The organism is Zafaria sp. Z1313 (assembly GCF_050563205.1).
Classification (GTDB): Bacteria; Actinomycetota; Actinomycetes; order Actinomycetales; family Micrococcaceae; genus JAZDCJ01.
Map to the genome: position 1 here is coordinate 1 of NZ_JBNWUK010000025.1, position 22,068 is coordinate 22,068.

General features: G+C 59.1%; 20 protein-coding genes and 1 pseudogene. 13 read left to right on the top strand and 8 right to left on the bottom strand.

The window, feature by feature from the left end; translation table 11 throughout:
* From ACQ3I4_RS15395 to ACQ3I4_RS15405, 3 genes are all read left to right on the top strand, one after another.
* A partial coding sequence (locus ACQ3I4_RS15395; RefSeq protein ID WP_430632801.1) for an IS256 family transposase occupies positions 1-914 on the top strand: 914 nt, incomplete at its 5' end.
* 138 nt (positions 915-1,052) lie between these two features.
* A complete protein-coding gene (locus tag ACQ3I4_RS15400) occupies positions 1,053-1,814 on the top strand; it encodes a FadR/GntR family transcriptional regulator (protein ID WP_329863914.1) in 762 nt (253 codons plus the stop codon).
* Entirely contained in the window at positions 1,807-2,538 is a 732-nt protein-coding gene (locus ACQ3I4_RS15405; protein WP_329863916.1) for a cache domain-containing protein, read from the top strand. Before ACQ3I4_RS15400 ends, ACQ3I4_RS15405 begins: the two co-directional genes overlap by 8 nt.
* Before the next feature lie 53 nt (positions 2,539-2,591).
* Here ACQ3I4_RS15405 and ACQ3I4_RS15410 read toward each other — a convergent pair whose 3' ends face one another.
* The 4 genes and pseudogenes from ACQ3I4_RS15410 to ACQ3I4_RS15425 all read right to left on the bottom strand — a co-directional run bounded on the left by ACQ3I4_RS15410 (position 2,592) and on the right by ACQ3I4_RS15425 (position 8,648).
* The gene (locus ACQ3I4_RS15410; protein WP_329863918.1) at positions 2,592-3,920 is read right to left on the bottom strand and encodes an ethanolamine utilization protein EutH; all 1,329 of its coding nucleotides are present in this window, start codon (positions 3,918-3,920) and stop codon (positions 2,592-2,594) included.
* A 72-nt stretch (positions 3,921-3,992) separates the two neighbouring features.
* Positions 3,993-5,291, bottom strand: a complete 1,299-nt coding sequence (locus ACQ3I4_RS15415; protein WP_329863920.1) for a D-arabinono-1,4-lactone oxidase — start codon at positions 5,289-5,291, stop codon at positions 3,993-3,995.
* Between the two features lie 22 nt (positions 5,292-5,313).
* Complete coding sequence (locus ACQ3I4_RS15420; protein ID WP_430633871.1) at positions 5,314-6,816, bottom strand: aminobutyraldehyde dehydrogenase; 1,503 nt, start codon at positions 6,814-6,816, stop codon at positions 5,314-5,316.
* A gap of 773 nt (positions 6,817-7,589) precedes the next feature.
* Positions 7,590-8,648: pseudogene (locus ACQ3I4_RS15425) on the bottom strand (IS3 family transposase).
* A gap of 666 nt (positions 8,649-9,314) precedes the next feature.
* On the opposite strand from ACQ3I4_RS15425, the gene ACQ3I4_RS15430 reads away from it, so the two are divergent.
* The 4 genes from ACQ3I4_RS15430 to ACQ3I4_RS15445 all read left to right on the top strand — a co-directional run bounded on the left by ACQ3I4_RS15430 (position 9,315) and on the right by ACQ3I4_RS15445 (position 11,858).
* A complete protein-coding gene (locus tag ACQ3I4_RS15430; protein WP_048896403.1) occupies positions 9,315-9,713 on the top strand; it encodes an ArsR/SmtB family transcription factor in 399 nt (132 codons plus the stop codon).
* A complete protein-coding gene (locus tag ACQ3I4_RS15435) occupies positions 9,710-10,588 on the top strand; it encodes a permease (protein ID WP_176338507.1) in 879 nt (292 codons plus the stop codon). Before ACQ3I4_RS15430 ends, ACQ3I4_RS15435 begins: the two co-directional genes overlap by 4 nt.
* A 43-nt stretch (positions 10,589-10,631) precedes the next feature.
* Complete coding sequence (locus ACQ3I4_RS15440; RefSeq protein WP_154676754.1) at positions 10,632-10,793, top strand: hypothetical protein; 162 nt, start codon at positions 10,632-10,634, stop codon at positions 10,791-10,793.
* A 78-nt stretch (positions 10,794-10,871) separates the two neighbouring features.
* The gene (locus ACQ3I4_RS15445) at positions 10,872-11,858 is read left to right on the top strand and encodes an IS481 family transposase (RefSeq protein WP_065062263.1); all 987 of its coding nucleotides are present in this window, start codon (positions 10,872-10,874) and stop codon (positions 11,856-11,858) included.
* Between the two features lie 9 nt (positions 11,859-11,867).
* Here ACQ3I4_RS15445 and solA read toward each other — a convergent pair whose 3' ends face one another.
* On the bottom strand, positions 11,868-13,133 hold the full coding sequence (solA, locus tag ACQ3I4_RS15450; RefSeq protein WP_329863933.1) for an N-methyl-L-tryptophan oxidase: 1,266 nt from the start codon (positions 13,131-13,133) through the stop codon (positions 11,868-11,870).
* Between the two features lie 192 nt (positions 13,134-13,325).
* On the opposite strand from solA, the gene ACQ3I4_RS15455 reads away from it, so the two are divergent.
* Positions 13,326-13,979 (top strand): cupin domain-containing protein, encoded by a 654-nt coding sequence (locus ACQ3I4_RS15455; RefSeq protein ID WP_329863935.1) that lies wholly within the window; start codon positions 13,326-13,328, stop codon positions 13,977-13,979.
* Positions 13,980-14,101: 122 nt separating this feature from the next.
* On the opposite strand, the gene ACQ3I4_RS15460 is transcribed toward ACQ3I4_RS15455, so the two are convergent.
* Positions 14,102-14,680, bottom strand: a complete 579-nt coding sequence (locus ACQ3I4_RS15460; protein WP_329863937.1) for a hypothetical protein — start codon at positions 14,678-14,680, stop codon at positions 14,102-14,104.
* 29 nt (positions 14,681-14,709) lie between these two features.
* On the opposite strand from ACQ3I4_RS15460, the gene ACQ3I4_RS15465 reads away from it, so the two are divergent.
* Entirely contained in the window at positions 14,710-15,015 is a 306-nt protein-coding gene (locus ACQ3I4_RS15465) for a hypothetical protein (protein ID WP_430633867.1), read from the top strand.
* A 352-nt stretch (positions 15,016-15,367) separates the two neighbouring features.
* Here the strand turns inward: ACQ3I4_RS15465 and ACQ3I4_RS15470 are convergent, their stop codons facing one another.
* On the bottom strand, positions 15,368-16,549 hold the full coding sequence (locus ACQ3I4_RS15470; protein ID WP_329863941.1) for a CdaR family transcriptional regulator: 1,182 nt from the start codon (positions 16,547-16,549) through the stop codon (positions 15,368-15,370).
* A gap of 232 nt (positions 16,550-16,781) precedes the next feature.
* Here ACQ3I4_RS15470 and ACQ3I4_RS15475 point away from each other — a divergent pair, with 232 nt between their 5' ends.
* The 4 genes from ACQ3I4_RS15475 to ACQ3I4_RS15490 all read left to right on the top strand — a co-directional run bounded on the left by ACQ3I4_RS15475 (position 16,782) and on the right by ACQ3I4_RS15490 (position 20,706).
* Entirely contained in the window at positions 16,782-17,213 is a 432-nt protein-coding gene (locus tag ACQ3I4_RS15475) for a RidA family protein (protein ID WP_329863943.1), read from the top strand.
* Positions 17,210-18,457: a D-amino acid dehydrogenase gene (locus ACQ3I4_RS15480; protein WP_430633868.1), complete on the top strand. Its 1,248-nt coding sequence runs from the start codon at positions 17,210-17,212 to the stop codon at positions 18,455-18,457. Before ACQ3I4_RS15475 ends, ACQ3I4_RS15480 begins: the two co-directional genes overlap by 4 nt.
* Positions 18,458-18,893: 436 nt before the next feature.
* Complete coding sequence (locus ACQ3I4_RS15485) at positions 18,894-19,979, top strand: YkvI family membrane protein (protein ID WP_329864281.1); 1,086 nt, start codon at positions 18,894-18,896, stop codon at positions 19,977-19,979.
* Positions 19,980-20,352: 373 nt separating this feature from the next.
* The gene (locus tag ACQ3I4_RS15490; RefSeq protein ID WP_430633869.1) at positions 20,353-20,706 is read left to right on the top strand and encodes an FAD-dependent oxidoreductase; all 354 of its coding nucleotides are present in this window, start codon (positions 20,353-20,355) and stop codon (positions 20,704-20,706) included.
* Positions 20,707-20,826: 120 nt separating this feature from the next.
* Here ACQ3I4_RS15490 and ACQ3I4_RS15495 read toward each other — a convergent pair.
* A protein-coding gene (locus ACQ3I4_RS15495; protein WP_430633870.1) for an IS3 family transposase occupies positions 20,827-22,007 on the bottom strand; the annotation gives its coding sequence in 2 pieces (ribosomal slippage) (positions 20,827-21,744 and positions 21,747-22,007; 1,179 coding nt in all).
* Between the last annotated feature and the right edge of the window lie 61 nt (positions 22,008-22,068).

Here is a 22,068-nt window from a genome sequence, read left to right on the forward strand (position 1 = left end):
ATGAGATGGTCCTGTCGCTCTATGCCAAGGGCCTGACCACCGGGGAAATCAGCGCGCACTTCGCCGAGATCTACGGTGCGTCCGTGTCAAAGGAGACCGTCTCGCGGATCACCGACAGGGTGCTCGACGAGATGGCCGCGTGGCAAAACCGGCCGCTGGATGAGGTCTACGCGGCGATCTTCATCGACGCCATCGTCGTCAAGGTCCGCGACGGGCAGGTCGCCAACCGGCCCGTCTACGCCGCGATCGGCGTGACGCTGGAGGGTGAGAAGGACATCCTCGGCCTGTGGGCCGGCACCGGCGGTGAGGGCGCGAAGTTCTGGATGAGCGTGCTCACCGACATCAAGAACCGCGGCGTGAAAGACACCTTCTTCCTGGTCTGCGACGGCCTCAAAGGCCTGCCCGAAGTCGTCACCAACGTCTGGCCGCTGACAACCGTGCAGACCTGCATCATCCACCTGATCCGCAATACCTTCCGCCTGGCCTCGAAGAAGGACTGGGACGCGCTCAAACGGGACGTGAAGCCCATCTACACCGCCGTGAACGCTGCGGCCGCCAGGGCGGCGTTCGAGGAGCTCACCGAGCGCTGGGGCAAGAAATACGGGGCCATCGTGCGGCTGTGGGAGAACGCGTGGGAGGAGTTCATCCCGTTCCTGGACTATGACGTGGAAATCCGGCGCGTGATCTGCTCGACCAATGCGATCGAATCCCTCAACGCCAGGTACCGGCGCGCCGTGAAGGCCCGGGGTCATTTCCCCACCGAGCAGGCTGCGCTAAAGTGCCTGTATCTGGTCACCCGATCCCTCGATCCGACCGGTGCCGGCAAGACCCGATGGGCCGTGCGTTGGAAGCCCGCTTTGAACGCCTTCGCCATCACTTTCAGCGACCGATTCCCGGCCGCTGAAAGCTACTAAAAGAAACCGCCGGATACACCGTTAATGAGATAGTCCCCATGAGTCACTCTTCCAAATATCTTTTAGGATTCTCAGAGTCTCTTCAGTGGCTATTAACCTGAAGTTTATTTTTAGTGTTTAGCTTGATGAGTGAATGGCTTGGATAAAACCGTCTTCCCCTTTGGGCTGGGACGGCCTAGTACCGACGATGCTTCCGCACTAGCGGATAGCGTTGTCAATCAACTTGAGACGGCGCTGACCGTGGGCCTCATAAATGACGGAGACAAGCTTCCTCCGGAGATCGAGCTCGCAGCAGAGATGGGCGTTTCGACTGTTACGCTTCGTCAGGCTCTGTCGATGCTCCGGAACAAGGGTATTATCGAGACGCGCCGCGGTCGAGGAGGCGGCAGCTATGTACGCGATTCCAGTGCTTTTAGCCGGGAGCGCGTGGAAGAGCATTTGCGGACTAATAGCATTGGTTTACTACGGGACCTAGGCGACGCGGCCGCAGCAGCAGCTGGCTCGGCCGCTCGTCTGGCTGCACTCCGTGCGTTGCCTGAGGACGTGGAACGACTAACGAGATTTGCCCACGAGTTCTCGGTGGCTACGCAGTCGAACGTCTGCCGTAGGGCTGACAGTCGTTTTCATATTGAGATCGGTGTGGCTGCACAATCGCCGCGCCTGACTTTGTCGATTCTGCAGTTGCAGGGTGAATCTTCCCCGTTACTGTGGGCACCTGGAACTTTGCTAACCGATCAGAGCGCCCAAGAGCATGCCCTGATCGTAGAGGCAATCAAAAACCGGGACGAGCAGCGGGCGCAGATGCTTTCAGTTGAGCACTGTGAGCGCGAGGCTAAGGTCCTCATCGAACACCATTTGAGGCTAGCAACGGCAGAGCAAAGGGGTGGATACCGTGTCTAATGACAGTGAATTGCTGCATGACATCGCTAAGGGAGTTCAGGGGCCTATTGATGCTGCCTTAGCTGAGCTTTCCACCTTTGGTACTGTGGCACGTACTTTGTTGGCTATCGCTGAGCAATCAGGACGGCGGCCGGGGAGGGCCGATCTTGCCAAGATCAGGGAGCATCTGCAGACGCAACTGCGGGGGCCTGATTCTGCTACTGCCGGTATAGGAATAGCAGTGGGCGTCGACTACCTGCATGACAGCCCATACTGGTTGGAATGGTGGCGATTTGGCAGACGTGGCGAGCTCGAGTTCGTTGCTCACAGTCTGAACCCTAATCGGGATGCCTTTTATGATTATTCTTCGCGGCCTTGGTTTTCGGCTCCCGCAGCTTCCGGTCGGACTACGATCACGGGTCCCTATGTCGACATCGGGGGAACAAACACTTATACGGTGACGCTTTCCCTTCCGCTGTTGACGGAAGCCGGTTTTGCTGGCGTTGCCAGTGCTGATATCCCCGCGGCCGCTTTCGAACCCTTTTTGATTAGGCCGGGGCGCTTGCGACCGGTGGTGCTGACCAATGCTGCTCTGCGGGTTATCGCTTCCAGCAGTTCCGATTACTTGCCGGGGAGTTTGCTTAGTTCCGCCTTGGTGGAGCCTTGGACGGTCCTTTCCGTAGCTGGGAGGGGGCTTCACGGCCAGGCGCCGTGGCTTCTGATGCTGCCGATCGAGAAGAGGTGACGGGAAAAGGTTACGGCTCCCGGCCCTGCGCCGAAAGCCGTAACTATTTTTTGCTAGTGGGCTGTATCTGTGGCAATCGGGATCGGGCGGCGGGAATTGTCGGAGGATTCCTCTTGCTGATCCACCACATTCTCCTGGTGGTTGTTAATTGGTTGAGGTGCGTACTCGTCCCGGGCTATGGTGCCGTCAGCCCTGTCTTTGGCTTCCAGAACCGCGGTATACGGTAGCGCTAGCCAGAGTGCCAAGAGAATGGCGATAACGCCACCCGCAAGTTTGCCGATGATGAGAGGTGCCACCATGTTCGGCTGGAAGTTGGCGCTGAAGGCCAAGTGATCGCCGAATGAGAAGGCAGCGCAAACCGCGAACGCGATGGACAAAACTTTGTCGCGGGGAGGCATGAATTTGACGACACGGAACAGGGCGAGAATGTTTGCCGCCGCAGCGAGGACTCCTGCTGCACCTACTTCACTGAAGCCTAGGCGTCGGCCTATGCTTTCGAGGGGACCCGCGAACCATATGCGAATTGCGTAGACCATGGGGAAGGCGCCAGCGAGCATGACGCCGACGTACCCTGCCACTTCCAGAGCCCGGAACTGGTCTTCGGCATCGGCGATGAAGGGTGCTAGCGGCCATTTTCCAAAGACGTCGAAGATGCCGGTGAAGTACTGAACGATCGAGAGGGCGAGGGCGAGTTTGATAACAATGTCCAAGACCTTTCCGAAGGTTGTGAAGAGGCGGACCATTGCGCGGGAAAAGAAGCGAAGGCCGACGGCCAGGACTGTGACGAAAATGATCAGAGGGACAAGGTTGAGGAGGATATCGCTAAGAGGCAGATTAAACGGAGTGGACGAGGGGGAAGTAGTGGAGATGTCGCTCCGTAGTGGGACAGATCCTGTCTGCAAAATCAGGGTGATGATGAAGACGGCGAACGGGATCGCCAGAAGCCCTGACATAACCCCCAGTGCCATGTACTTGTGGTCGCGCTTGTCCACCAGGGCGAGTCCCACTGGAATCGAGAAAATGATGGTCGAGCCGGCGGTCAGGCTGACGGCGAAGGCCATGATCCAAGCACCGTGACTGCCGGCTGTCTCGTAGGCCAGTTGGTAGCCTCCCACGTCTCCGGCGATGAGCGTGGTTGCCGCTAGGGAGGGATCGGCTTGGATCCAGGCGTAGACAGGCGCGATATACGTTGTTACAAGCTGGCTGAGGATTGGGATGATGGTCATGATGCCGGCGACAGGCAAGAAGATGGGCCCGATCGCGTAGATCCCTTCCTTGAATTCCTTGCCAAATCCCTTTTCGTCGTTAAAGAGTGCGCTGACTGCGCCGATGAGGAGAAACCCCATCATGATGAAGATAATGACCTTACCTATTACGTCCATGACGGTACCGCTGCTTTCACGCGGGGCTGGCGGTCTGCATAAGGCAGCGCCGGCCGTAGTTCGGAGAAGGGATTAGCCGAGCAGAGCTCGGGTGTGATCGTTAAGGAAGACTCCATTCGGATCAAATTCCCGGCGAACGTCTAGGAATGTGCCGAAGTCGGGATAAAGGCGTTCCAGCCGTTCCCTAGTCATGAAGTGGATCTTGCCCCAATGGGCTCGAGCTTCGAATGGTTGCAGAACCGAGTCGACATCACGCAGGTACGGCCAATAGTTCGTGCCAGGTGCTCCTGAGACAGAGATAACGGTGGTGTCTCGTTTGTAGAAGGGGGAGAGGTAAGCGTCGTCCTGCTTCACCCATCGCACTTCGATCGGGTATTTCTGGTCCGGGTGCACGGCGCGAATCAGGTCCTGAACGGTTTCGACGGCTGCGCGGCCGTGTTCGGCGGGCACGTAGTACTCCAGCTCGTGGAATGGGAGCATGCAACCACCTGCGTAGATCCGGTAAGAGCGATCCCGGCGAGCACCTTCGGTGAGGTCAATGGTGCTCTCACTCGCGTCTAGGACCACTGAGTTGTAGCGCTTGGTGTAGCTGCGATTCACCATAGTTTCCCCGGCAGGGGTGGGCAGATCGTAGAGCCCCGCGGATTCCTCAGCTTGGCACCAAAAGAAGGAATAATGGCGGTTGTTGGCTATATCCTGATCCCAGGTGGAAACAGTTTCGTCCCAAGTGGGGTAGGTAATCTGTTCCTGCAAGTGGTAGCGTTCGGTAACCTGCAGCTCAACCTCCAGGAAGATGCCGAGCGTGCCCAATGCGACCTGCGCTGCATTCAGTTCGCGTAGCTGCTCCTCTCCGATTTCCACAATCTCTCCTTGACCGTTAATTAACCGAACCCAGCGTAAGGATGAGGAAAAGCAGCCAAGATCGATGCCGGAGCCATGGGTTCCCGTGGCGATGGCACCGGAAATGGACTGTTTGTCGATATCGCCCTGGTTGGCAAGCCCCAGGCCTTTTTTCCATAAGGCGTCTCCGAACGCGCTGATGACGGTGCCGCCCTTGGCCCTAGCACGAAGTCGAGAGCTGTCGGTGTCGGTGATCCCGGTCAATTCAGACAGGTCCATCAGTACTCCGCCGGTGTGCACCAGTGGAGTGAAGGAATGACCGGCACCAACCGCCCTCACGGGCAGTCCTTCGCGGATGGCATAACGGACCGTATCCAGAGCTTCCTGTTCGTTGCGGGGATGGACAGTGAAAGCAGGGGTCGATGTCTGGTTCCCACCCCAATTGATCCACGGTTTCTGGGTATCTGAAGGAATCGGTGGCGTAAAGAAATTACTTATAGGATTCACGGGGGCGGCTGGGGTAATTTTCATTTCTTGCTCCTGGTATTGAACGTTAGACGCCGTGATTGGTCATGACATGCTTGGTGCGAGAAAAGTCTTCGATCGCGTAGAGGGACAGGTCCCGGCCGTAACCCGATCCTTTGAAACCACCCCACGGGACCTCACATGCCACAACGAGGTGCGAGTTGACCCATACCGTGCCAAAGTCCAGCTGCCGGGGAATATTCAGAGATCGGGCAGCGCTAGCTGTCCAGACCGAGGCAGCCAAGCCGTAAGGGGTTTCGTTGGCCCGGGTGACCGCTTCCTCGTCACTGCGGAATGTCTCAACAGACACGACAGGACCAAAAATTTCGTTTCGGGTGATTGCAGCGCCAGCCGGTATACCGGTGATGACTGTTGGTTCTATGAAGTAGCCGGATCCCTCAATTGCCGATCCGCCGACAGCGATGTCTAGGCCGTCCGCCTTGGCGTTCCACAGAGCTTCCTGCACTCGTTCGAAGTGGGCTCGGGAAATCATAGGCCCAACTTCGGTGTCGGATCCGGTCCCAGGGGTGCCGACGATGATGGAAGACACTTCGCGGACCAGTAGTTTTACAAAATCGTCGGCAACGGATTCGTGCACGAGGACACGGCACGCCGCACCGCATTCCTGACCAGCGTTCCAGAATCCTGCCGATCGGATACCGGAAGCCGCCGCCTGCAAGTCCGCGTCGTCAAATACAACGACTGGAGCCTTGCCTCCTAGCTCCAGGTGCACACGCTTTACCGTTCTGGCGGCGCTGCCAGCCACCTGCTGCCCGCTGCCAACACTGCCCGTGATAGCGACCAAATCTACATTCGGATGCTCTGCCAGTCTTTGACCGACGACTTTGCCGGATCCGGTCACGATGTTCAAAACTCCGGCGGGAAGCTCCTTCGCAATCAGTTCAGCAAGCTTCAACGTAGTCAAGGGCGTCTGCTCCGACGGTTTGAGCACGACCGTGTTACCGGCAGCCAAGACGGGAGCGATCTTCCATGCCGCCATGAGCAAAGGGTAGTTCCACGGCGTGATAACTGAGACCACTCCTACCGGTTCCCGCAGGATCACCGAGGTATGCCCCTCCGCGTAGTCTCCTGCAGCCAGGGACATCAGCGTCCGTGCCGCACCCGCGGTGAAGCGAAAAGTGTCGATGGCACTGCTGATATCATCTTCTGCCACCACGTCAGGCTTGCCGGTATTGGCCGCTTCGAGACGTTCCAACAGCTGCCGGTTTTCCTCTATTATCCCAGCGATCCGGTGCAAAATATCAGAGCGATGCTTCGGCGTAGTGGCCGCCCATGCGCGCTTGGCAGCTACGGCGGCGGCGACGGCTGCATCAGCATCTTCAACCGTCCCATTCGCTACTGCAGCGATGACGGAGCCCATGGCAGGATCTTCAATTTTCATCACCTCCGACGAGGAACTAGGGACGAATTTACCGTTGATGAAATGGCCCGCGGGAGGCAAATCATCAGCAATGCAAGCGGTGGAGGAAGAGCGTTGAACAGAGAACTGGGCGGTTACCACTCGAGTCATGAGGTGTCGACACTTTCTGTTGGCCGATCGGCGAATGCCAATCAATGTGAGATCTTTCACTTGATAGTAGGCGCCGCGTGGACCATTTGCAATAAAAAGTATGTTCATATTTTATAGTTCAAGCCTGAACTACAGCAGAAAATCGACGGATCTTGTCCCGCCCCCCGGCCTCCGGTGCAGACATTACCGGCGCCGATCTACCGCCTAACCTGGCGGTCGCTTTCTTGGCCGCACGGTTACTTTTGGATGCTACTCTGCCTACGCTTGGCCGGCCCTCGCGGTTACGGTTATCCGGCCTTCGCTCCGTCCCCCTGCCAGTGGACATTTGCAGGATCGGGATGCCGGAGTTGGTCCGCCGCTGCGTTTTACGACCAGGAAAAGCTGAGGGACTATTAGCGGCATGCGCGCCGTCACCTGCGAGAAGCTCACCACTTTGAACGGTGAGGAGCGCGTTCGGCCCCGAACACCTCCTGATTATTGATGATTCCGGCGCCATGGGTATCGCAGGGCCAAGGCGGGGCGGCGAGCGAGGTGACGGATACGACATCTCGATTTGATTGAATCAGCATCCCTCGAGGGGGAAGGAGGTCATGACGCTGCACTTGGGGATGCGGGAACGGTTGCGACGTATCCGGCATCGATGAAACACAGACCGACATCCAAAGTCAAGGTCGTGCTCGGGCGCTGGCCCTCCGGGTTCGACGGTCAGAGTCGCCCCCGCGCTAGTCGTTCTGAATGAGCTGTGGTGAGCGCTGCGTGAACCGTACCGGGTTTTAGGCCGTCTTCTTGCTGGTGGCCTCGTCGCCTGATGAGGCGTCTGTTTGAGCATAGTAATTCTCCTCGAACTCCTCGGGCGGGACCATGGCCAAGGTGCTGTGCAGCCGTTCTGTGTTGTACCAGTGGACCCAGTTCATGGTCGCCTTCTCCACATCCGCCACCTGCTTGAGCGGACCTGTCATGAAGGGGCTGCCTTTGCGGACGCATTCGTTCTTGTACAGACCGATCGTGGATTCCGCGAGGGCGTTGTCGTACGCGTCGCCGACGCTGCCGACGGAAGCTGCCAGGCCTTCGAGCAGCAGTGCCTCTCCGAATCGGATCGAGGTGTATTGGGATCCGGCGTCGCTGTGATGGACCATGCCTGCAAGGACCGGCGTTCCGGCCTGGTCCCGGCGCCAGAGCGCCATTTTCAAGGTGGTGAGCACCATGTCCGTGTCCTTGATCGTGGCACTGTGCCAGCCCACGATCGCCCGGGAGAACACATCAATCGCGAAGGCCACATACGCAAAGCCGGCCCACGTTCTGACATAGGTGAAGTCGGTGACCCACACGGCATTCGGCCGGGCGGCGGTGAAGTTCCTGTTCAGCAGGTCCGGGGCGCGCCGGGAATCCTTCGCTGCTGCACCGGCTTTGGGTTTGCGGCCCCGGACGAGGCCGTTCATGGCTTCATCCCGCATGAGCCTGTCCACGGTACATCCGGCTCGACCCCGTGGCCATCGGCACGCAGTTCGTGATGAACCCGGCTATCTGCGGCGGCGAGGGTCGAGCTCCCTCGCGAAGAAAATCGAGGCTTTCTTCAGGATCTCGTTTGCCTCCCGCAACTCCCGGTTCTCACTCTCCAGCTCCCTGATCCGGGTCTGCTCGGCACTTAACGCCGGGACGATCGTCAGCGTCGATCTGGGCCTGAAGAACCCACCGGCGCAGTGACTCCCTGCCGATATTCAGCTTCGGTCCGATGGCGGAACAGCGGCAGAAACGGAGTCGTACTCACTGAGGTGGTCCAGGACCATCCGCACGGCACGCTCACGCTGATCCTGGGGGTATCGCTTGGGCACAATCGCTATCCTTCCCAAAAAAGGAAGCGGCATCAAACCGGGTACGGTTCAACGTGCCGCTTTCCGCCTTCATTCACGAAAAGTTCCTTAAGCAGCGATGTGGGCGTATTTACCAGTCCTCGGCGTTCAGCCTGATTCTCGGGCAGCAACGGTAGTTTCGACCTGCAGGTAGGGTGAGGCGAACGCTACGGTGGGGCATGTGAAAACCTCTTAGGGTTGGCGGGAGGACCATCTTTAAGGGTCTCTACCCACTAACCCTGTAAACAAACGCCCTGGTTCAGTAGACCTAAGCCCTTGCCGTTTTGAAAGATGCGCGCTGCGATCTCTGCGGGTGCCGCTAGTGATGACTTGATCATGGCGCCGACCTTCACGAGAGTTACCGATGTCCTACCCAAGCCGTTGACCATCGGCGCAACTTCGTCCCCCGCGCTGGCATAATCGCACCGAGGGCCTGGTCATGATGGACTCGTTCGGGTCGCACATGCAAATAGATCTAAGTACTGAACCGGAAGTTGTAAACGATCCTCCGCTGGAAGTAAAAGGAAATAACAAAACCGGGGCAGTCTTAGATGAGCGAGTCTCGACCTAGCTGTACTGACCGGACACGTTGATCGATAGACAAGTCGCCACTTGTGACAGAAGGCCACGCTTGTCTATAGTGTGGGTATGACAGTTTCACTGGATGTTGCCCTGCCGCGCACGGACCTGTCGGCGCGGGATCACGCGCGGATGCTTGCTCCGTTGTTGAAGCCTTTGTCAGACGAGAACAGACTGATGATCGTGCTGACGCTTGCGGCGGGGGCGTGCTCGAACAAGAAGTTGCAGGAGGCCACCGGGTTGAGCCAGGCGCTGGTGAGTCACCATGTGGCAGCCTTGCGGCAAGCGCAGCTGATCAGTGTGCGGGCCGAGGGCCGGTCCAACATCTACGCGCTGTGTTGTGAGCAGTTGGCGGCGCCGGTGCAGTGGCTCGCTCACTTGGCGACTCTCACTCCAGAGGGACAGAAGGCGTGCTGCACTGCCCCAGCAGGGGAGGGTCAGGCATCGACTGAGGGTGCTGCGCGGTGATTCATGCGGTACAGACCTTCGGGTTGATCCTGGTCGAGTTGCTCGTCCTGTTCTCGCTGATCTCGGTGCTCGTTGCGCTGGTGAACCGGCGGTTCGGGCCGGATCGGATCCAGAGCTGGATGGCCGATGGGCGCCTTCCCGGCCCGCTCAAGGGGCTACTGCTGGGGGCGATCACGCCGTTCTGTTCCTGTTCGACGCTGCCGGTGCTGGCTGGGATGTTGAAGTCGGGGGTGGCGTTCCGGACGTCGATGACCTTCCTGATCTCGTCACCGCTGCTGGATCCCATCATCGTGGCCGGGGTGGTGCTGCTGTTCGACTGGCGTATCGCGTTGGTCTACACGGTGGTCACCGCCGCATGGTCCCTGCTCGCCCCCCTAGTATGGGAACGACTCGGCATGGCCAGCCAGCTCAAGCGAGTCAAGGTCGTCGGCGACGACAGCACCCCCCACCCCTGGGCAGGCCTGCGCAACGAGATCCGGCCCGCACTCGGCGAGGCCTGGGCCGATCTGAGACCGCTGCTCGTCCCGATGGTGCTGGGTGTCTCGGTCGGTGCATTTATCTACGGTTTCGTGCCTCAGGACCAACTCGCCGCGGTCGCTGGCGACGACAAACCGTGGGCCGTGCCGTTGGCCGCCGTGCTTGGCGTTCCGCTTTACGTGCGTATCGAGACGATGCTGCCCATCGGCTTGGCCCTCAGCTCGACCGGCATGGGGCTAGGTGCAGTGTTCGCGCTGATGATCGGCGGCGCCGGAGCCTCGATCCCCGAGATCTCGATGCTCACCACCTTGTTCAAGCCCCGACTGGTCGTCACTTTCGTGGTCACTGTCATCGGCACGGCCATCGCCGCCGGCTACCTCATCCCACTGATCGCCTGACCCAACCACCACATTCCCAACCACACGAGGAGAACAAGCAACCATGGGACTCAAGGACCTCTTCACCGCACGCAAGCAGGACAGCAGTTGCTGCGGGGCCCAGATCGTGCCCGACGATGACGACCAGCCCCAGAGCGAGCAGGGAACACCCACCGAGACGGCTGCCTCTTCAGCGCCGAACAGCGAGGACACGGACGGCAACTGACATACCGAATCGATGGGGCTGCACCACAGGGTGCAGCCCCATCACTGTCTCCACCCGCTCGTCACCAGGAAGACCACCATGTCCCACGCCAATGCCGCCCTCACTCCGCGTCACCGCCTCAAGGTTGCCCAGCTGGTTGTTGACCACGGATGGCCGATCAGCGAGGTCGCTGCCCGGTTCCAGGTCTCCTGGCCCACCGTGAAGCGCTGGGCTGACCGCTACCGGGCCGGTCAGTCCATGCAGGACCGCAGCTCACGGCCTCACCGCTCCCCGAACAAGACCAGCCCCACGACTGCGAAGCGCTGTATCCAGCTCCGGCTGCGTCTGCGGGAAGGTCCGGTTCAGTTGGCATACCGGATTGGCGTTGCTCCGTCGACAGTCCACCGGATCTTGGTCGACGTCCACTTGAACCGCCTGTCGCACGTCGACCGTGCCACTGGAGAGCCTGTTCGTCGCTACGAGCACGACCACCCCGGGGCGATGCTGCACGTCGACGTGAAGAAGCTCGGCAACATCCCAGACGGCGGAGGCTGGCGCTACGTCGGCCGACGACAAGGCGAGAAGAACCGCGCAGCCACACCCGACAAGCCCAAGAACAAGCACTACGACCCGTTGATGGGCAAGGCCTACGTCCACACCGTCATCGACGACCACTCCCGCGTCGCCTACGCCGAGATCCACGACGACGAAACAGCCCACACCGCCACAGCGGTCCTGGCCAGGGCCGTCAAGTGGTTCAACGCCCGCGGGGTGACCGTCGAGCGGGTCCTGTCGGACAACGGTGGCGCCTATCGCTCACACCTGTGGCGCGACACCTGCGCCGAGCTGGGAATCAGGCACAAACGGACCAGGCCGTATCGCCCGCAGACCAACGGCAAGATCGAGCGCTTCCACCGCACCCTGGCCGACGGCTGGGCCTACGCCCGCTGCTACACCTCCGAGACGGAGCGTCGCGGCGAACTCGACGGCTGGCTGCACTACTACAACCATCACCGGCCCCACACAGCCTGCAGCAACCAGCCGCCCTTCTCACGATTGACCAACGTGTCCGGTCAGTACACCTAGCTCTTACGCCTACTCCTTAGTGAGGTTGTCGATACTGTTAGACACGTTGTCAAATCGGTTGGGGTCGACGAAGGCCGCATCGAGATAGAGGGATTCCCCAGTAGCGAGTTGAGCAAGCAGCTCACCGATACCGGTGGCGTGCTTGAAGCCGTGACCGCTGCAGCCGCCACCGACGATAAGGCGAGGGTCGTTATCAGGCCGACCAATGAGGAACTGACCGTCTGGGGACATGGTCACCATGCAGGGCCGCGATTGGACCGGGGTTGGGTTTAGTCCGGGGAACAGGGTCGAGATGGCATCCGAGAGAACGCTCCAGTCCCGGACGGGGTTGATCCCGCGGTCGCACTCGTCGGGATCGGTAGGGTCGAATGCGCCTTCATCCAGCCAGAGTCCGACTTTGACGGGTTCTCCGAGGGCGCTGCCATGCCCCCAGATGCCGACGCCGGGTTTCACCCGGCGCATAAAGGCAGGAAACTTCTCCAGTGCAAACTCTGGGTCATCGGGCCCCTTCTTGGACTCAAACCACTGCATAGGTGTGCGCAATGCCTCCAGTGGCAGTCCCGGTACCAACTTGCCGAGCCAAGCCCCGGCGGTGACGATGACCTGACGGGCCGTCCAGGTGCGATCGGCTACGGTGACCACGACCCCGTTGTCGACCAGTTCGATGTTCGTGACTCGCGCGTCGAAGAAGGCTTGGGCCCCAGCCTTGATCGCAGCATCATTGGCTGCCTTAACGCCCAGGTCAGGGTCGACGATGCCTGCTTCCGGATCCCAAACCCCAACCTCTGCAGGACTCATGGTCACGTAGGCGGGGAAGCGATCTTGAATCTCATCGCGAGTGAGCTGCTCGACCGCCACGTTGGAGCTCGCCCCAGCCCTAATCGTTCCGGCGACCATGTCACTGGTCGGATCCCCAACATTTAAAGCCCCCGTTTCAAAGAGCAGCGGATTCCCAGAGACTGTCTCGAGCTCCTTCCACAGGTCCCGGGACTTTCGCGCCATATCGACAAGGCCGGAATGTTCCTGGCAGGCAACCCTGAAAAGCCGCGTGTAGCCATGAGAGGAACCAAGGGCGTGAGAGTTGCCGTAGCGTTCGAAACCAATACACCTCACCCCACGTTCTGCCAACCGCCAGAGAGTCGAGGATCCCCACGCTCCCAGCCCGATGACAATTACATCGGTATCGAAGGACTTTATTCGTGTCATCTTGTTCCTGGTCTCTCTTAAAATGGATTGTCGGCACCGCTGCCGAGTTTCAAAAAATTGAATGTTCATGCTCGTTCAATCCTTCGGAAGCGATGGAGTCAGGTCAATCGATTGGTGCTTTCGTTACGGAGTTGTTACATAGCACTGTTTTAGATGGGGTTCTCGTACTTGCACAAGTTGCCGACTTTTCGTTCGTTAGGATTGGAAACAAACGACCTGCCCTCGGGTAGAGCTCGTTCCTCTACCCCCTAAAGGAGCGCCATGCATGTCTTTACTCCGGCAGAGATCGGCGCGCGTCTGCGGAAGTATCGTCTCGCTAAGGGTGTGACCATCTCAGATTTGGCTGCTGGCGCAGGACTTTCAGTCGGGTTCATCTCGCTCGTGGAAAACGGTAAGTCAGATCTGACCATCGGGCGGTTGACTCGTGTGCTCGAGTACTTCTCAGTCAACCTCACAGACTTCTTGAGAGAAGATGAAGCCGAGCTGCTCGCGCCCGAGCCCGAGAATATTCACGAATATGAAGCGGAAAGAATACTGACGTCCCCCTCGGAGGGTGTGACGTACCGATTTGTTCCTCAGCCACCTGATGGACAATTTACAGTCTTGGAAGTCACCCTGGAGCCCGGCGCAACCCGGAGTGAAATGTCCTTCCACGAGGGTGATGAATGCGTATTCGTCCTGCAGGGACAGATGCAGTTGCACTATGGATCACGCGCCCGACTTCTAAAAGCTGGAGAAAGTCAGTACTTCGACGGGCTCTTTCCGCACAAGTTCCGCAATCCGACTAATAGAAGCACTCGATTCTTGGCGGTTATGGGCAATCTGCGCGGCTCTCGTCCTGGCCTGTCCTCTCCTCACCGGCACTTGATTCCCGGCCAGCTAGGTGTGGAGGAGCCAACCCTGCCGAGCAGCTGATGAAAATGATGCGGTTCATCACGTCAAATCAAGCCAGGCGTATCGGAAGCTTCGAATTACCACCTGTCGTGAGGGCCGTTGCCGGTGCTAGCAAACGGGCAGGGGAGCGGGCTGACGCGATCCTAGCGAAAGCTGAGCAAGACGCCGAAGCGGCATCCCGGACGCGACGCTAAGGTGCGACAGATGCTCGAGGCAGGCGAAAGCAAAACGTCCGTCGCGTCCCGACTGGGACTGAGCACGGCATATTTGAAACGCCACATCGACGGCGCCGCAGGCGTGACGGAGAAATCGATAGGCACAGTTCTGGGAACACGCGAGAGGCGGTCCTTTTCCAGCAACTTGGGCACGCGTTTGAGGATCTCCTTCCGTTCCGGCTCGCGGATTCGTCTGCTTGATTTTGGCCAGTTCAGTGCTTTCAGGGGTTGTGAGCCAGGGGCGTTCGTCACGGTCGATTTGGTGCCGGCGAACTCAGCGTGAAGGCCGCCCTCACTAATGCCCAGCTCGACGATAACGCACCAGGATTGCTGGAGAACGTCGGGCTCGTGCCGCACCTCGGTCCCGCCATCGTAGACACCCGTACTTCGAATTTTTCTCGGCCAGCTGATCTTGGTGCAGTCGTGAGACCACTGCGGAAGAATCGGCCAAAGCGATGATTGCTCAAGGAGCCAGGCCTCTGCCTCACGCTGCCCGCTGCAGCTCATGCCCCTTGGTTAAAATGCCGGGAAAAGCAGTGGCGATGCTCTTCGTGCTCGTGAAAATCTCTGCAGCACCGCAGCGAAACTACAGATTAAATCTGGCCGGCAATGTGTTCCGGGCTTCCACCATGGTGCAGTATCCCCGGCCGGCAGCGACTGTTCCGACTAGTTGCCGCGTCGTCGGCTTCCGCCTCGATAATCTGCTGGACGGTGATGTATCGGGCTCTGCGGCCCAGTGCAATCGGCAGAAGGTGGTTCTCATGGCCGCCAGCACGATGATCGCTGCCACGGTCTCTTTTGCGGTGCCATTGTCGCAGGTGGACACACAGCGGGCGCCTTAGCGGCCCATGCGCTGGTTCACAGACCGGAGCCTTTGAGGACCCGTCTTTGGGCAGCATTACTAATCACACAACCCCCTTTTATTGGTCACGTGAACGAGTACAGCCCCATCCCCTTCGGGACGGGGAACGTACTCGGCCGGGTTGTCGTCTCGCACGTGGGCGCGGATAGCCTCTGATTGATTAGCGTGAGCGGTCGTTCGTCGCTGAGCACCGCCAGGGCGTTGGGCGCCGAGTATCGCGATTCCCGTTTATGGTGATCGCCGAGTACCCGGCGCCCGGCCAATTCCACCGGTAGGTGCTGTCTATGCGCTTGATGAGGTAGTCGCGCTCGCGGTCTTCCTACGCTGAAGCTTTACTCAGCCTGTGACTTGTCGACTTCGAATTCACTGGCCTTGCAAGCGAGATACAGGGCTAGGTACGCCTGACCCGACCGTTCGCTCCAACCTTGGAGCTCCTCAATTTTTTCCAGGCGGTGAATCAGAGTGTTCCGGTGGACGTGCAGGCGCCGTGCTGCTCCTACCAGGGAAAATCCGCTTTCACACCAGGCCACCACGGTGGACCGCATTGTTGGCCAGTCGCCCCGAGTTAGGAGCCCTGCGGCGACGGCAGTCGCGTAACGGCGCCTCACGCGCAGGCTTACACTGGAGAGCAGCTGCTCAATGCGGACTTGATCGATGGTGGTAACACGCTCAAATCCATGCATCAGGCGCCGACCCAGCCGGAGGGAATCGACGGCGTCTTCGTAGGAGCTTCGTAGCCCGGCCGGATCTACGCCCTCAGTTCCGATTCCGATCTCGACATCGGTAGCTAGATGGGCGTGAAACTGCTCAAGGCAGTGCCGGGCCTGCTGCGCAATGCCCGGGATTCCATCTCCGTCTGGGTGCGCAAAAACGACATACCGGTTGGCCGCGATCGAAACGGCAATGGTGTGCTTGTGCGGGAAGCTCTCGCGGAGCAGCACCAGGGCACGGGGCAGCAACTCAGTGGTTATGGTTGGGATGGAGCTCCGGCCGTTAATTTGGACGGCGATCCCCACTCTGCTCACCGTTAGATCAACCGCTTGCTCTCGAGCTTGATTCAGGAGGGCTACGGCTTCAGTTATTTCAGGATCGAAGGCAAGAATTTCGTGGACGAGGTCTTCAAGATCGCGTTGATGTTGGAGGCCCGTGCGCAGGAGCGATGCCTGATGGAGCAGAATTTCCGTCTGGCGTTCCACCAAAAGGCCGAAACGGGTAACTTTCGCTGGTGAGCCGGTAATTCCAACAGTGCCAATCAAGTGCCCGTTGAGCAGGATGGGCAGGGTGACTCCAGGCTTCACACCGTGCAGAGCACTGGCTTCCGCCGCTGAGTGTGTGGCTGGTAACCGGGTGCGAACAACATCCAGGGAAGCCTCGTGGAGGGTGCCAACGCGGCTCATGTCGCCACTGCCGAGCACGATGCCGTTGGCGTCTGTAATGACAATGTTGAAGCCGACAATGGCGGTGGTTTCACTCGCAATCTGTTGCGCTAGAGCCTGAGTCAGGTTTCCGGTCACGTTCCTGGTGCCACTTTCCACCGCCATCACTCTCCGCTGGTTGTTTCGTACATTCGACAGCTAGAAATTAGTCAAAAGTGGAGCGAATAATCCAATGACTTAAATCACACCCAACCTTACGGTTGGTGGTAAGCGGCGCCAAGCCGGAACTGCATACGGCGTTCAGCAGGGTAATCGACCTCCGAAGGATGTTCAGTTCCCCTTTGCCCTTTTTCGCATCAGGAAGAGATCCATGACTTCAATTTCCAGCTCCGCCCCTACGGTTGATGTAGACGGCATCACCACAACTGACATGCCCTATCCCTCAGCGACACGTGCAGGTGACATCGTCTACGTTTCAGGGCAGGTGTCCTTTACGGATGATGGCACCGTCCACGGCGAAGGGGATGTCACAGCCCAAACCCTGCACTCCTTGTCACGGCTCGCCCGCGTCCTCGACGCCTATGGGGCGACCCTTGACGACGTCGTTTCCTGCACTGTCTATTTGAAGGAAGCAAGCTTGGGGGGCGCTTTCAACGCCGCCTGGTCGGCCGGTTTCGGTGGTCATCGGCCTTCTCGGGCCACAGTAGTTACAGAATTGCTGGACCCGCGCCTCCTGGTGGAGGTGCAGGCGATCGCCCACCTTCAGGAGAGAGCGTCTGGGGACGCTAGGGGTGGAAAATGAAGCTCCTCGTCGTCGGGGCTGGCATCATCGGAGTGACCACAGCCTACGAACTGGCCCGCCGCGGGCACGAGGTTCAGGTCATAGACCGCGAGGCTGGAGAGACTCGAATGACCAGTGCCGCAACCGCGGGGCTCATTGCACCCGGCCACTCTTTCGCTTGGGCTTCACCCGCTGCGCCCATGGAACTCCTCAAGTCCTTGTTCTCAGCTAATACCTCAATCAGGGTCAAACCGCGTTTCGATCCAGAGTTCATATCCTGGGGATTGAAGTTCCTGCGGGAATGCACCTCTTCCCGAGCCAGTACCAACACCTTGGCGAAATTGCGGCTCGCTCAGCGCAGCCAGCAGGTCTTCAACGAGATCGTCAAAGAGGAGGAGATGGATTTTAAACCAACGGTCGGCGGCGTCCTATACCTCTACCGTGACGAAATGGGTTTGCGGCGGGCAGTCGAGCGCGGGCGCATCATGCGCGATCATGGCCAAGAACAGAACGTCGTGTCGAGAGATGAATTGCTGCACCTGGAACCGGCACTGGCCACCAGCCGGGCCTCCTTTGTGGGAGCCGTTCACGCCGTCACTGACGGTAGCGGAGACCCTACATTGTATGCCTCGGAAATCCGCAAACGCTGCGAGGAAATGGGCGTTAGGTTCACGTTCAACACGGCTATAAAGGCTATCCGCAAAGACGGTGACCGGGTGACCGCTCTTAGCAGCAAAGAGTCAGACTTCCTAGCCGACGGCTATATTTTGGCCGGTGGTCCGGCCAGCGCTCGACTGGCCCGAACAGCTGGAACGCGCCTTTCCGTTTATCCCGCGAAGGGATACAGCATAACAGCGCCAGTAAATGCAGGGGCTGTGGCGCCCAGGCTAGGAGGCATTGACGAAAAATCCCTCGTGGCCTGGTCACGATTTGGGGACCAATTGAGGATGTCAGCCACGGCGGAATTCTCCGGCTACTCCCTTGCCCACTCGCGCAAGGACTTCAGTAATATCGTCAAGGCAGGACAGGAACTGTTCCCCGGCGCATTGGACTACGACCGCGCCACATACAAAATTGGGCTTCGACCCATGACCCCAGACGGCCCGCCCATCATCGGGGCGGGGAAGCAGCGGAACCTTTACTTCAATACAGGCCACGGTCACCTCGGCTGGACCATGGCGTGCGGATCTGCAGAGATGCTGGCGGACGTGATCGAAGGCAAACCATCCGCTCTCCACCAGGACACATACGCGCTAAGCCGTTAACCACTACCGAGGCGGATCCACGTACGACAGGACAGATATCCTCACCCGATTGGCAGGGGAAGAGGCCGATAGTAGGCTTCCTGGTCACTGGGACCCACTGTCCAGTGGCATGGACGCGGCGCTTCACCGGAGTGGACCTTATCTGCATCGGGGCCAGTGTTCCAGCCGTAGTCACGGGAGCGCTTCCTGGCCCTCCTCGCGGTGCTAGTCATGCTGGCCATAACCCTAGGCGCTCACAGAAACCAATGTTCCGGCATGCTCCTCCCGTCCAGGCGCTAAAAGGCGTGATTCGTCCGTGGGGCGAGGTTGACGACGTAATTGGACACAACATGCAGGGCACTGAGACCACAAACATAACAAGGGAGTTAAAATGACGAGTTTACAAAAGACCAAGAAGAGGGTCCGAGCAGGCACAGTTACGATGTTCATGGGTGCAATGATCGCCTATTTGATTGGCTCGGGTTTCGCAACCGGTCAAGAATCGATGCAGTACTTCTCGTCCTATGGAGCAGCAGGTGCCGCCGGGGCATTGGTAATCACTCTTGCTTTCTACGTCTATTTCTGCACGGTCGTCCTTCGTGATGCCTCCAACTTGCGACTGAAATCTGCCAACGACATTTTTACCTACTACTGCGGAAAATATATTGGAGGTTTTTTTGGAGTCGCCACCCCTGCATTCCTCTACGCCATGTATGCAGTGATGCTGTCGGGTGCGGGCGCGGTCCTGAATCAGCAACTGGGGTGGAATAATCAGGTAGGCATTTTCGCGATGGCTATCGCGGCGCTTCTGACGGTGATGTTGGGCCTCGACGGTCTGGTTGCCGTGGTGTCGAAAGTCGGTCCTATCATTGTGGCACTAGCGCTCATAGTCGGTACCGCTGGCATTATCATGAAACCACAAGGCATCGCGGAATCAGCCGAGACTCTCCCGAACATCGAAGTCCTGCAAGCAGCTCCAAACTGGGCGATTTCAGGGTTCATTTTCCCCGCCCTGGGCCTCCTAATGCTGGTTCCATTCCTGGCGGGCTTAGGCCGCAAGGCCCAGAACGACACCGAGGCGAAGGTCAGCGGATTTGTTGGTGCTGCAACGTTCGTGGCAGTGACCGGCGTTGTCGCCTACGGATTGCTAGCCAACATCGGGGATGTATACGATAAGCAAATTCCAATGTTGGAAGTGGCGCAGCAGATGTTCGCAGGTTCAGCGATCATTTTCACTTTCATCCTGTTGGCCGGCATTTACACCACCGCGGTTCCGTTGCTGTGGGTAGCCATTAACAGGATCGAACGGCAGGACAGGAGCAAGAAGGCTAAGATTCTGGCTGTCATCGGCACCACTGTTGCCTTGCTGCTGGCCCAGATTCCGTTCGCGAGCTTTGTCAACATTCTTTACCCGATTGGCGGCTACGTGACCCAAATCTTGTTGATCTGCATTGTTGTTAGGCAAATCCGGAATCATCGTGACAGGAAGAGGGGACTGGACGTCTACGATGTTCCATTTGAACGTTTGGACGCCAAAGCCTGATAAGACTGATGACACAGGACCGAGCGCGTGACTGCGCATGAAGGTAGTCAGAAGGACTGGGGAACAGGTTCCTAGAGGGCCTCTAGGAACCTGTTCTCTGCCCCCATGTGAAGAGTCCAACTCCTGGTTCCGGAGTTGCGCGGAACCGCTGCATAGATGAGCGTGGACAAGGAGAACCCGCGTGCTACAGGGACTTGGGGAGACGCCAGCGTCGCATCAACTCAGGAAGCCTCATGGATAAAAGAGTTGAAGGCGAACCACCATCGGCTGCTAATGGCAATGTTTCGTTTTGGTACGCCGAAGGCGGTCTGCCCCGGAGGAGACCATCACTGCCTGGCGATACCAGCGCAGACGTTGCCGGTTACGCAGGACTTTGACCACATACTACTTAAAGAAAGCCCAGCCTAATCTAGACATAGTTGTCATAGAAAGCCGGTTTGCCGGCCTCGGCGCTTCAGGTCGCAACGGCGGTTGGCTGACCAACAGCATCACAGGCGGCCGAGAGCAGTACGCTGCAACTCATGGTCGCCGACTCGCCGGGCGGTTTCAGCTCCTGATGAATGACGCCGTCGATGAGGTGGTATCCCGTGCCGCTAAAGAAGGTATCAACGCTGACATTCGCAGGGGCGGCGAACTGAAGGTGGCACAAATCCCGCACAGCTGGAACGCGTTAAGGTGCTGGCGGATGCGGAAGCACTGTGGCCCGAAGCGGAGGCTAGATTTTTGAGCCAAGCCGAGTCACAAGAACGTGTACAAATTGCCAAGGCACTTGGTGGAATATATCACCCAACAGCGCACGGATTCACCCGGCTAAAGGGTCTGCTGAAGGTTTAGTTGACTCCATGGTTTAGGCCGCCAGGGCGACGGCCTTTTGGTGGATGGTTTCGTATTCGACCGGGGTTAGCTTACCGAGCCGACGCTGTCGTCGGCGGCGGTGATAGGTCCGTTCGATCCAATGGATGATGGCCAGGCGCAGCTGATCGCGGGTGGTCCAGCGGCGGCGGTCGAGGACGTTCTTCTGCAACGTAGCGAAGAAGCTTTCCATCGCCGCGTTGTCCCCGGCGGCTCCGACCCGGCCCATCGAGCCGACCAGCCCGTTCTGCTTCAGGGCGTGCTGGAACTTCCGGGACCGAAATTGGCTACCGCGGTCGCTATGGACAACACAACCGGCGACGTTGGAGGCCCCACGCCGGGCCACGGCGTCCTTGAGGGCGGCCACCGCCAGACCAGACTTCATCCGGCGGTCGATGGCGTAACCGACGATCCGTCCTGAGCAGGCGTCCTTGATCGCGCACAGGTAGAGCTTGCCCTCACCGGTGCGGTGCTCGGTGATATCCGTCAGCCACGTGGTGTTGATGCTCTCGGCGGTGAAGTCCCGCTGCAACAGGTCGTCACAGACCGGCGGGCCGGGCTTCGCCCCGCCCCGCTTGGCGCGGCGCACGGTGGCGGAGAAGATCTGCTGCTGAGAACACAGCCGCCACACCCGCCGCTCGGAGACCCTGTGGCCAGCCGCCTGCAGTTCATCGGCGATGAACCGGTGCCCGAATTCCGGGTCATCGGCGTGGACGTCGTAGGCGGCGTCAATCAGATGGGCTTCCTCCCAGTCCCGGTCGCTGACAGGCCGGGCGTTCCACTTATAGAACGCCTGCTTAGAGAAGCCCAACACCCTGCAGGTCACCGTCACCGGAATCTCGGCGGCGGCAAGGTCACGGACCAGCGGGTACATCATTTTGGGCGGGCCTGCCCGGGCTTCAGATTCGCCTGCGACAAGTAAGCGGTGGCCTGGCGCAGGATCTCGTTCTCCTGCTCCAGCTCACGGATCCGTCTGAGCATCCTGGCCTGCTCGGCTTTCCCCTCGGTGCTCTCGGCGGGTTCGAATCCGTGCTGGTCGAGGCGGTTCTCGTTTACCCAGGACTGCAGCGCGGACCTGGACATCCCGAGGTCCTTACAGACCTGTACCTGGGTCATTCCTTGCTCGAGCAGCTCCAGGGCGCTGGCCTTGAACTCCTCCGAGTAGATCTTCGGCATGATGAATATCCTCTCTGCTCCGCAGAGCAGTCAGGAAGTCAACCGAACCTTCAGCAGACCC

Excerpts from the sequence above, each read along its gene's own strand:
- ACQ3I4_RS15410 (WP_329863918.1), bottom strand. The coding sequence starts at position 3,920 with ATGGACGTAATAGGTAAGGTCATTATCTTCATCATGATGGGGTTTCTC.
- ACQ3I4_RS15415 (WP_329863920.1), bottom strand. The coding sequence starts at position 5,291 with ATGAAAATTACCCCAGCCGCCCCCGTGAATCCTATAAGTAATTTCTTT.
- ACQ3I4_RS15420 (WP_430633871.1), bottom strand. The coding sequence starts at position 6,816 with ATGACTCGAGTGGTAACCGCCCAGTTCTCTGTTCAACGCTCTTCCTCC.
- ACQ3I4_RS15430 (WP_048896403.1), top strand. The coding sequence starts at position 9,315 with ATGACAGTTTCACTGGATGTTGCCCTGCCGCGCACGGACCTGTCGGCG.
- ACQ3I4_RS15440 (WP_154676754.1), top strand. The coding sequence starts at position 10,632 with ATGGGACTCAAGGACCTCTTCACCGCACGCAAGCAGGACAGCAGTTGC.
- ACQ3I4_RS15445 (WP_065062263.1), top strand. The coding sequence starts at position 10,872 with ATGTCCCACGCCAATGCCGCCCTCACTCCGCGTCACCGCCTCAAGGTT.
- solA (WP_329863933.1), bottom strand. The coding sequence starts at position 13,133 with ATGAACATTCAATTTTTTGAAACTCGGCAGCGGTGCCGACAATCCATT.
- ACQ3I4_RS15455 (WP_329863935.1), top strand. The coding sequence starts at position 13,326 with ATGCATGTCTTTACTCCGGCAGAGATCGGCGCGCGTCTGCGGAAGTAT.
- ACQ3I4_RS15460 (WP_329863937.1), bottom strand. The coding sequence starts at position 14,680 with ATGAGCTGCAGCGGGCAGCGTGAGGCAGAGGCCTGGCTCCTTGAGCAA.
- ACQ3I4_RS15475 (WP_329863943.1), top strand. The coding sequence starts at position 16,782 with ATGACTTCAATTTCCAGCTCCGCCCCTACGGTTGATGTAGACGGCATC.
- ACQ3I4_RS15480 (WP_430633868.1), top strand. The coding sequence starts at position 17,210 with ATGAAGCTCCTCGTCGTCGGGGCTGGCATCATCGGAGTGACCACAGCC.
- ACQ3I4_RS15485 (WP_329864281.1), top strand. The coding sequence starts at position 18,894 with ATGATCGCCTATTTGATTGGCTCGGGTTTCGCAACCGGTCAAGAATCG.